This is a genomic window from Methylocystis silviterrae (assembly GCF_013350005.1).
GTDB classification, from domain to species: Bacteria; Pseudomonadota; Alphaproteobacteria; order Rhizobiales; family Beijerinckiaceae; genus Methylocystis; species Methylocystis silviterrae.
Genome location: NZ_JABVWW010000003.1, coordinates 353,613 through 362,112, shown reverse-complemented (window position 1 = coordinate 362,112; position 8,500 = coordinate 353,613). Strand labels below are relative to the sequence as shown.

The window sequence follows — 8,500 nt, the reverse complement described above, 5'->3', positions numbered from 1 at the left end:
AAAATCCGGGCGTTCCCTTCGCCATGGCCGCGATCCCCTTGCGACATGACCAAGTGAATCAACTCAACCCCGATTTGGCCAGAGGTTTTTGGAGGCGTCCAGATGGAAGCGCGTCTTGAACGATGTCGATCCGCTTCCATCCCGGCAGCGGCGCTTCATCTCCTTCTACGGCAACATATTTGGACTCGGCGATTTTCTGGTAGCGATGAATGTAACGAGGACAATTCACCCACACGCTCTCGACGTCGACGCCGACGACAAATAGCGCGCCAGGGTAGGAAGCGAGGAGCGACGCTTCGCGCATGAGTCTTGCCTCGCCTTGCACACGAAGCCGATTAGGCGTGACGAAATCGATGAAAAGCAGGCCGACTTTGCTCGTTTCCGCCACAGATTTCCGGCGGAGTAAAACATGCCGTTGCCGTCGAACCACGGGAAAATGAGCGAGCTTTGACCGACGACGCGAACGAAGCCCGGAGCGCCGCCCTTATAGGAGACCGTCGGACGGCCGGCGGGATCGAGCGTCGAAAGAAAGAACATGTCGCGAGACTGGATGAATTCGACCTCATGGGGAGCAAATTCGGCGTGCATGACCCCGCCCTCCATTAAATCGGCGAGCCGGCGCGTATCGAATTCGTCTTGAAGCTTGCGGTGCTCGGCGCCGTAGAATTTTGACATCGATCTCTCTCCAATCGTTTGTCGAACGCGAGGAATTTTTTCAGCTCCGCGAGGCCGTGCCACAGACGAGCGCGGCGTCAATGGTCAGGAGCCGCCGGATCGTGACAAGCGAAAATTGCCTCTTCTCGTTCGGGAAAATTGCCCGAGATGACAGCTCAGTCAGACAAACCGATGTTTGCTGCAACGCCGTCGAGCAAAGCAGTCGCCTCATCCGGTAGATCGAGTTCGGTCGCTGAGAGATTCTCCCGCAGATGCGCGACCGACGTCGTACCGGGGATCGGCAGGATATTGGGCGCGCGACGAAGCAGCCAGGCAAGAGCGACCTGCATGGGCGTGGCGTCGAGGCTCCGCGCGACATCGGATAGGGTCGAGGATTGCAGCGGAGTGAACCCGCCAAGCGGAAAGAAGGGCACATAGGCGACGCCGCTGCCGGCGAGATATTCGATCACAGCGTCATCAGCCCGGTGCGCGAGATTGTAGTGGTTCTGCACGCAGACAATTTTGCAGATCTCGCGACCTTCCGCGATCTGTGTGGGCGTGACGTTGCTGAGGCCGATGTGACGTATAAGCCCTTGCCGCTGAAGCTCCGCGAGCGTGGTGAGCGGCGCTTCTATCGAACCTTCCGCGGGGCCGTGAGCGCTGAACATGACGCGCAGATTGACCACATCGAGCGCGTCGAGGCCGAGATTGCGCAGATTGTCATGCACAGCTTGCGCGAGTTCTTCGCGCGAGAAGGCTGGCAGCCATGAGCCGTCTGCGCCGCGCCGCGCGCCGATCTTGGTGGCGATGACGAGGTCATCCGGATAGGGATGCAGCGCCTCGCGGATCAACCGGTTGGTGACATGCGGGCCATAGAAGTCGCTGGTGTCGATATGGTTCACCCCGGCTCCCACCGCTTCGCGCAACACGGTCAGCGCCGCGTCACGATCCTTGGGCGGACCAAAGGCGCCAGGTCCCGCGAGCTGCATCGCGCCGTAGCCGAGCCGCTTCACGGTGCGGTCGCCGAAGGTGAATGTGGTCGTCATTGCGTGGGTCCTTGTTTCGCGCCAGTCACGCAAATATATGAAGAATCCTTCGCTTTCTGAATTCGCATTCCGTGAACGCCGTCGTAACGACCCTAAAGCCCAGAAAAACCCCGGTTCAGGTCCGCTCCGCCGCGACCGTCGAAACGCTGCACATGGCGGCCATTCAGGTTTTGCTCCAGGAGGGCCTGAGTCGCTGTACGACGACCCGTATCGCCGAGCGCGCGGGCATGTCGGTCGGAAGCCTCTATCAATATTATCCCAACCGTGATGCGCTGCTCGCCGGCGTCCTCGAAAAGCATCTGGAGGGCATTGCCAGCGCGGTCGAGCGCGCCTGCCACGAACATCGAGGCAAACAACTTTCGCAGATGGGTTCAGCTTTCGTCGTCGCCTTCCTGGCTGCGAAGCTGCGCGACCCCAGGGAAGCGAAGGCGCTCTACGCCGTTGCCGAAGAGCGGGGCGGCGCGGCGCTGGCCGCTCGGATGCGCACGCGCATAGTCGCGGCTGTCACGGCCATGCTGGCCAGCGCGCCGGACGCCCAATTCGACGATCCCGCCATGGTTGCCAAGATCGCGCTTGGCGCATTGGTCGGGCCGGTCCAAACATTTCTCAAAGAACATGCGCCAGCAGAATTCAGGGCGCGCCTCGAAAGGGAACTCCTCCTGCTTGTGACGGCGTATCTCCAAGCCCATCAGTTCAAGCCAGAGCGCCCCAGAAAGCCGGCGGCGATCACCAGATACGGTCAGAGATCGAAGGACGTTGCGTCGTAGCCTGGTCGAACAGAACTGCGATAAATGTCGTGCGATGGCTTCGTGCGCCGCCATCGACGTGGGATACAGAAAGCTCGACGAGACGCGCGCGCAGAGAATTGTCCGCCCCTTGCGCCTTGAGTTTTGGGGGCTTGCATGGACGCTCACCGCTTGGCGCGAGCTGTGAACCGATTTCCGTGTGGACAGGATCGAGAACCTCGAGGCGACCGATCGCGGCTTTCGCGACGAGCGTGGCAAGTCGTACAAAAATTATCTTGATGCTGCGGAGACGCCGTGTTGAACCTGCGCATCGAAGAGATGAGAAATCTAGGACCCGCCACGGCGAAAATGCTGGCCGATGTCGGCGTCCACCGCGAGGGCGATCTTCGCCGCATCGGCGCGGTCGACGCCTATCATCGGCTCAAATTCCGATTTGGTCGTCAGGTCACGATCATCGCGCTCTACGCGATGGAGGCGGCCCTTCGCGGCTGTGATTGGCGCTCGCTCGATCCCGAGACCAAGGAAGGCTTGCGCCGCGCGGCGAAGTACTAGGCGATCTTCATCGCGCTCCTTCATGGTCCAACATAATGGCGGCGGGTGCGCTGATCAGTGGGGGCGCGCGCCGTTGGCGCGAATAGCTGTCAGTTTTTGACAGTATCCTATGGTATTTTGTCCCCATGGCTCGCATCCACAGGCTGTTCGAAATCCTGCAAATGTTACGACGGCGCCGCCAGCCGGTGAGCGGGGCGGAGTTGGCGCGCGAAGCGGGCGTCTCCTTGCGCACGCTCTACCGCGACATCGCCGCTTTGCAGGCCATGGGAGCGGAAATCGACGGCGAACCGGGCGTCGGCTATGTGCTGCGTCCCGGCTTTCTCCTGCCGCCCCTGATGTTTTCGGAGGAGGAAATCGAGGCGCTGGCGCTTGGCGCGAAATGGGTGGCGCGCCGCACCGACGACGCGCTGTCCGAGGCCGCCGGCAGCGCAGTGGCGAAAATCTCGGCGGTTTTGCCGCAAGAGCTTAGGACCCGTTTGGAAGATGACGCGCTGCTGGTCGGCCCGGGCTGGGAGCGGCCACAGCATGTCGAACTAACGCTGTTGCGTCGCGCGTTGCGCGAAGAACGCAAGTTCGCCATTTCCTATCGCGATGAAAAAGGCGCGCGGACGCAGCGCGTCATTTGGCCGGTAGCGCTCGGCTTTTTCGAATCCGCCCGCGTTCTCGTCGGCTGGTGCGAGTTGCGGCGCGCCTTCCGACACTTCCGAACCGATCGTATCGAGACGGCGCATATTCTGGACGCGCGCCCGCCGCGCCGCCGTCAGGCGTTGGTGAGAGAATGGCGTCAAACTATGCTGACAGAAGCTGACAGCAGCATCGCATACAGTCGCTCCGCATCAAAAAAGCCGAAGGGAAAATCCATGGCGAAGGAGCTTGTTTTCTATACCAATCCGCAATCGCGCGGCATGATCGCGCACTGGATGCTGGAAGAGGTCGGCGCGCCCTATTCGATCGAGGTCAAGGATTACGGAACGACGATGAAGGCGCCCGAATATCTCGCGATCAATTCCATGGGCAAGGTGCCGGCCATCCAGCATGGGGAGACGGTGGTGACCGAGGCGGCCGCCATCTGCGCCTATCTCGCCGACGCCTTTCCGGAGGCCGGGCTCGCGCCGGAGGCCGGGGCGCGCGGCGACTATTATCGCTGGCTGTTTTTCGCCGCAGGCTGCGTCGAGCCGGCGATGAGCAACCACGCCGCCGGTTGGGACCCCGCGACGCCCGAGATGCAGACCCGCTTTGGTTACGGCTCCTACGCCGCCGTGATGGACGCGCTGGCCAAGGCCGTGGCGGGACGTCGATATATTGCGGGCGACATGTTCACCGCCGCGGACGTTTATGTGGGGTCGATGATCGGCTTTGGGCTGCAATTCGGCGTGATCGACAAGCGTCCGGAATTCGAAGCCTATTGGAGCGGCTTGGAAAATCGCCCCGCGCGGCTGCGCGCCGGCGCCAAGGCCGAGAAGCTGGCGTCGAAACAAGCCTGGGCGCCGGCGTGATTCAGGCCACGATCCGCTAACCGCTCCATGCGGCTGCGCGGCGGCGAATACATTGCCGATCGTCCTGACGACGATCGGCAATGTGTCAGTTTGGAAATTTGCTACGGATGATTTCCGTTATCCTGTCGCGCCGAGTTCCGAGGCTCGCGCCGCCGCGCGTAGCCCGTCATCGAGCCGCGAGTCGGTCATGCAGCGTTTTCAAATTTTTTGAACCGCGATCGGTCCCTCATTGGCGGCTCCATTCCAAACCCGCGACAGAAAGGCCGTCGCCAATTCCTCGGCGCGCTTCGAAGGCGCAACATCGTTCGGCATGCAAGCACTCCTCTACTTTAGTCCGTTCTTCCCTGGATGAAATCTTACTCTCGGCGCTTCCGCGCGCCGCCCGACGCCGCAAGTCGCGCACTCACTTTCCATCGGCGGCGCCCCGTTTTTCGCGAGCCTTATGCACGCGCGACATGTTCGACTCCGCCCATTGGCGGAGCGGATCGAGCACTGAATTCAAGCTTCGTCCGAGCGGCGTGAGTTGATACTCGACGGTGACCGGCACGGTCGCGAAGGCGCGTCGCGTGATGAAACCGTCCGCTTCCAGACTCCGCAGCGTTTGAGTGAGCATCTTTTGCGAGATGCCCTCGATTCGTCGCCTGAGCGCGTTGAACCGCTGCGGGCCGGGTTCGAGCAAGCCCAGCACCAGCACCGCCCATTTGTCAGCGATCCGATCCAGCAGTTGGCGCGTCGGGCATTCAGCGGCGTAGGGGTTCCAGCGCATTTCCCTGCGATTCCTTGGTTACTATTAGGTACCTATACCACTTTTTAGTGCCTTCTTCCCAGACATTATCTTACCGCCTAAATATGCGTCGCTGGCATGAATGCCAGTCAGTATATGGGGATCGCTCGATGTTCCGTTTGGCGGCCAGCGCGGTTGCGGCCCTTGGATTGCCTGCGCCTGCATCGTTCCTCACGACCGATGCTCCTACCGAGGAGTCAACACAGGAGACGAGAATGACAGATCCCAAGTCAATCCTTGCGGCGCTGGGAGGAAGCGTGTTCGCGAAGAAGGATTTTTCGCAACTCGATCAGTTGATGCGAGAAGACTATGTCCAACACAATCCGCTCGTGCCACAAGGCAGCAAAGGATTTCGCGAGTTCTTCGAGGCGTGGTTCAAGGCCGTGCCGGACTTCAAATATGAGGTCAAGAAAATTGTCGCCGAAGGCGATCTCGTGTGGGCCTATGGCGCATATTCCGGCACGCAGGCCGGCGACTGGCTCGGCATTCCCGCGACAGGCAGGACCTACGCCTTTGACGCCGTCGATATCTTCCGTGTTGAGGACGGCAAGCTCGCCGAGCACTGGGACGTCCTCGACATCTATGGGCTGTTCAAGCAGCTCGGCGCCGTGAAGTAAGTCCCGTCGCCCAAGCACAGGCCATTGCGCATCGCCCATTTCGTTACGCGCGGCGTTTAGCAGCTGCGCACAGCCTCGAGCGCGATACGCGACCGCAAAGAACCCTCTCGGAACATAGAGCCCTTCAAATCAGTTTTCATCCTGGCGGGCGGCCTTGGCCGAACCCAGGAATTGAGATTTAGGAGCATGGAATCCATGGATGCGTTAACCGAACATGGCGGGAACCCCATTATCTGCACCGACGAAGAATGCAGTTTCGGCGATGCATCGAATCCACCGGCGCTGCCAGATGGAAATTCCGTCGATCTAGAGCCGCCAACACGGGCTCGCTCCACGGTCGCCCAAGTGAAGGATTCGATGAGGGAGGCAATCGACACCATCGTACAGTCCGGGACGACCGATCAAATGCGCGGCTATGCCAACGAAGCCATGGGCAAGACCAAGTTGACCCTCGGGCTCGCCACGCAGTCGACCCATCTCACGCTCACCGGTCTCGCGCAGATCGTCGTTGGCGAATTTCAAAAAACGATCGGCGAAGCGAAACTTGCTGAAGACGGGAAGGACATCTTTCCGGAACTGTGAAGACGGTTCGTGACACCGAGCGTTATCGGCCGGCGACTGACTCTGAATCCCGGACTAGTTTTCCTGGGTCTCGTGCTCTGGACATGGCTCTGGGGGCCGGTCGGCGCGATTCTTGGCGCTATGCTCATCGCCGACGCAGTGACCTTCAGCCACGTGTTCCCTCAGCACGAAATTAATCTTCCAGAGTAGCGCGCGCCACTTGGGACGCGGCGAGGAACAATCAACCGATCTGGAAGTTCAGTATTCGCCCAGCGGGGCAGTAACAGCGGAGAAGAGGGCATGAGCATAACATCTCAAGTCACGAACAAGGTCCAGGAGGCGCAAGACGCCGTGACCAAAGCGTCGGCGAACGCCGCCGCGAAGGCCGCCTCCATCGCCGACGACGTCAGCGCAAAGGTCGATGAAACCATGGAGAGGGCTGACGCCGCTTTAACGACAGTGGGCGAGCAGTCTCGGGAAATCGCGGAGAAGGCCAGGTCGGCAGGCGAAGGGCTGAAGACAACGGTCGAGGGCGCGGTGCGCGAACAGCCGGTGACGGCGCTGTTGCTTGCGGTCGCGGGAGGATTTCTCATCGGGGCCATGTGGAAGGGCCGCGGCTAATCTCGGGCGGGCACGATCATGATGCTGGATCCGCTATTCCAACGGGTTGACGAGAGTATCGCGAACGCGACGCGAGGCGCGTCGCGCCTCGCCATCGTCGCGACCCTCACGCTGCTCGCGCTCGGCTTTGCAACGGCCGCCGCCCACGCCTACGCAATGAGAACGTGGGGAGAGATCGCCGGCAACCTCGTCCTCGCCGGAGCTTTTCTCTTCGCGGCTCTCATCGTTTATCTCGCGACAAAGGACTCCGTCGCGCCGAAAGCTCAAGCTCCAGCAGCCGAACTCGAACAGAGCAGCTTTTCGCAGCTCCCCTTCGTTGATCAGCTGTTCAAGCCGGACGGAAACCTGATGCGCTCGATCGGCTCCTCGATCGGCTCGATGGCGCCGGTCGCGGCGAAAGCAGTGGCCGAACGCGTGGGGCCCAACCTCCATCTGATCATCGGCGCCGCCATCGGACTGATGCTTGCGTCAAAAATCTCAGAAAAGCTTGACAGTACGAAGTCTCCGGAAGCGTAATCAGCGGGCGAGCGTTCAGCCGCCCGCGAGCGTACGAGGTTTGCGTTGTCGCCGAGAGCGAACTGGAAGGGCTCTCTGAAGATTGCGGAGCTCACCTGTCCGGTGGCGCTCTACTCCGCGACGTCGACGTCTGACAGGATCGCATTCCACACGATCAACCGATCGACCGGTCACCGCGTGCGGCGGACCTTTGTCGATAGCGACACGGGCGAACCTGTCGAGTCCGGCGATCAAGTCAAAGGCTATGAGGTCGGCAAGAACGAATATGTCGTTCTCGAACCGGAGGAAGTCGCTCAGGCGACGCCAAAGAGCGACAAAACTCTGGCCATCGAGACATTCGTGGATTGCGGCGAAATCGACGCCGTCTATTTCGACAAGCCCTATTATCTGTCCCCCTCGCAAAGCGACGCGAACGAGCTTTTCGTTCTGATCCGCGAGGGCATGCGCAAGAACAAAGTCGCGGCGCTCGCGAAGACGGTGCTGTTTAGGCGCGCGCGCACCGTTCTGATCAGCGCTTATGGCGACGGGCTTCTCGCGACCACGCTGAACTTCGATTATGAGGTGCGCTCGGCGCAACAGGCGTTCGACGACGTCCCTGAGGTTAAAGTTCAGGGCGAAATGCTTCAGCTCGCCAAGCACATTATCGACACGAAGCGGGGCGCCTTCGACCCATCTACATTCGAAGATCGCTATGAGGCTACCCTCGCCGAATTCGTAAAAGCGAAGCTGGAAGGCGCGCCGATCGCACCGCCGCGTAAGGCGCGGGAAGCCAAGGTCGTCAATCTGCTCGAGGCGCTGCGCGAGAGCGCGGCTCTTTCCGAGCCGAGCGACAAAGCTGCAGCCAAGAAGCGCGCGGCCCAGCCTCGCAAGACCAGGACAGCCGCGACACGGCGGAAAGCGAGCTGAC

Annotated in this window: 13 protein-coding genes; 10 read left to right on the top strand and 3 right to left on the bottom strand. The window is 60.9% G+C overall.

What is annotated here, in order from left to right; all coding sequences use genetic code 11:
- Positions 1–225 precede the first annotated feature (225 nt).
- Positions 226–675 (bottom strand): pyridoxamine 5'-phosphate oxidase family protein, encoded by a 450-nt coding sequence (locus tag HUN39_RS05350; protein WP_232365920.1) that lies wholly within the window; start codon positions 673–675, stop codon positions 226–228.
- Positions 676–830: 155 nt separating this feature from the next.
- The gene (locus HUN39_RS05345) at positions 831–1,700 is read right to left on the bottom strand and encodes an aldo/keto reductase family oxidoreductase (RefSeq protein ID WP_175093432.1); all 870 of its coding nucleotides are present in this window, start codon (positions 1,698–1,700) and stop codon (positions 831–833) included.
- Positions 1,701–1,771: 71 nt separating this feature from the next.
- On the opposite strand from HUN39_RS05345, the gene HUN39_RS05340 reads away from it, so the two are divergent.
- The 4 genes from HUN39_RS05340 to HUN39_RS05330 all read left to right on the top strand — a co-directional run bounded on the left by HUN39_RS05340 (position 1,772) and on the right by HUN39_RS05330 (position 4,494).
- Positions 1,772–2,467, top strand: a complete 696-nt coding sequence (locus tag HUN39_RS05340; protein WP_332310726.1) for a TetR/AcrR family transcriptional regulator — start codon at positions 1,772–1,774, stop codon at positions 2,465–2,467.
- Positions 2,468–2,501: 34 nt separating this feature from the next.
- Positions 2,502–2,633 (top strand): WYL domain-containing protein, encoded by a 132-nt coding sequence (locus tag HUN39_RS19730; protein WP_456299337.1) that lies wholly within the window; start codon positions 2,502–2,504, stop codon positions 2,631–2,633.
- Between the two features lie 110 nt (positions 2,634–2,743).
- Positions 2,744–2,998 (top strand): TfoX/Sxy family DNA transformation protein, encoded by a 255-nt coding sequence (locus HUN39_RS05335; protein WP_210266844.1) that lies wholly within the window; start codon positions 2,744–2,746, stop codon positions 2,996–2,998.
- A gap of 125 nt (positions 2,999–3,123) precedes the next feature.
- The gene (locus HUN39_RS05330; protein ID WP_175093430.1) at positions 3,124–4,494 is read left to right on the top strand and encodes an HTH domain-containing protein; all 1,371 of its coding nucleotides are present in this window, start codon (positions 3,124–3,126) and stop codon (positions 4,492–4,494) included.
- 403 nt (positions 4,495–4,897) lie between these two features.
- Here the strand turns inward: HUN39_RS05330 and HUN39_RS05325 are convergent, their stop codons facing one another.
- Entirely contained in the window at positions 4,898–5,260 is a 363-nt protein-coding gene (locus HUN39_RS05325; protein ID WP_175093429.1) for a winged helix-turn-helix transcriptional regulator, read from the bottom strand.
- A 233-nt stretch (positions 5,261–5,493) separates the two neighbouring features.
- Here HUN39_RS05325 and HUN39_RS05320 point away from each other — a divergent pair, with 233 nt between their 5' ends.
- The 6 genes from HUN39_RS05320 (at position 5,494) to ku (ending at position 8,499) form a co-directional block, all read left to right on the top strand.
- Entirely contained in the window at positions 5,494–5,895 is a 402-nt protein-coding gene (locus HUN39_RS05320) for an ester cyclase (RefSeq protein ID WP_175093428.1), read from the top strand.
- A 195-nt stretch (positions 5,896–6,090) separates the two neighbouring features.
- Positions 6,091–6,477: a hypothetical protein gene (locus tag HUN39_RS19185; protein ID WP_232365919.1), complete on the top strand. Its 387-nt coding sequence runs from the start codon at positions 6,091–6,093 to the stop codon at positions 6,475–6,477.
- Between the two features lie 9 nt (positions 6,478–6,486).
- Entirely contained in the window at positions 6,487–6,666 is a 180-nt protein-coding gene (locus tag HUN39_RS19445; RefSeq protein ID WP_175093427.1) for an AI-2E family transporter, read from the top strand.
- A 90-nt stretch (positions 6,667–6,756) separates the two neighbouring features.
- On the top strand, positions 6,757–7,077 hold the full coding sequence (locus tag HUN39_RS05305) for a hypothetical protein (protein ID WP_175093426.1): 321 nt from the start codon (positions 6,757–6,759) through the stop codon (positions 7,075–7,077).
- Positions 7,078–7,095: 18 nt separating this feature from the next.
- The gene (locus tag HUN39_RS05300) at positions 7,096–7,593 is read left to right on the top strand and encodes a hypothetical protein (RefSeq protein ID WP_175093425.1); all 498 of its coding nucleotides are present in this window, start codon (positions 7,096–7,098) and stop codon (positions 7,591–7,593) included.
- Positions 7,594–7,638: 45 nt separating this feature from the next.
- Complete coding sequence (gene ku / locus HUN39_RS05295) at positions 7,639–8,499, top strand: non-homologous end joining protein Ku (RefSeq protein ID WP_175093424.1); 861 nt, start codon at positions 7,639–7,641, stop codon at positions 8,497–8,499.
- Position 8,500: the final 1 nt, after the last annotated feature.

What these genes read in the sequence shown, in the direction of transcription:
- HUN39_RS05350 (WP_232365920.1), bottom strand. Translation starts at nt 675, where the DNA reads ATGTCAAAATTCTACGGCGCCGAGCACCGCAAGCTTCAAGACGAATTC.
- HUN39_RS05345 (WP_175093432.1), bottom strand. Translation starts at nt 1,700, where the DNA reads ATGACGACCACATTCACCTTCGGCGACCGCACCGTGAAGCGGCTCGGC.
- HUN39_RS19730 (WP_456299337.1), top strand. Translation starts at nt 2,502, where the DNA reads ATGGCTTCGTGCGCCGCCATCGACGTGGGATACAGAAAGCTCGACGAG.
- HUN39_RS05330 (WP_175093430.1), top strand. Translation starts at nt 3,124, where the DNA reads ATGGCTCGCATCCACAGGCTGTTCGAAATCCTGCAAATGTTACGACGG.
- HUN39_RS05325 (WP_175093429.1), bottom strand. Translation starts at nt 5,260, where the DNA reads ATGCGCTGGAACCCCTACGCCGCTGAATGCCCGACGCGCCAACTGCTG.
- HUN39_RS05320 (WP_175093428.1), top strand. Translation starts at nt 5,494, where the DNA reads ATGACAGATCCCAAGTCAATCCTTGCGGCGCTGGGAGGAAGCGTGTTC.
- HUN39_RS19185 (WP_232365919.1), top strand. Translation starts at nt 6,091, where the DNA reads ATGGATGCGTTAACCGAACATGGCGGGAACCCCATTATCTGCACCGAC.
- HUN39_RS05305 (WP_175093426.1), top strand. Translation starts at nt 6,757, where the DNA reads ATGAGCATAACATCTCAAGTCACGAACAAGGTCCAGGAGGCGCAAGAC.
- HUN39_RS05300 (WP_175093425.1), top strand. Translation starts at nt 7,096, where the DNA reads ATGATGCTGGATCCGCTATTCCAACGGGTTGACGAGAGTATCGCGAAC.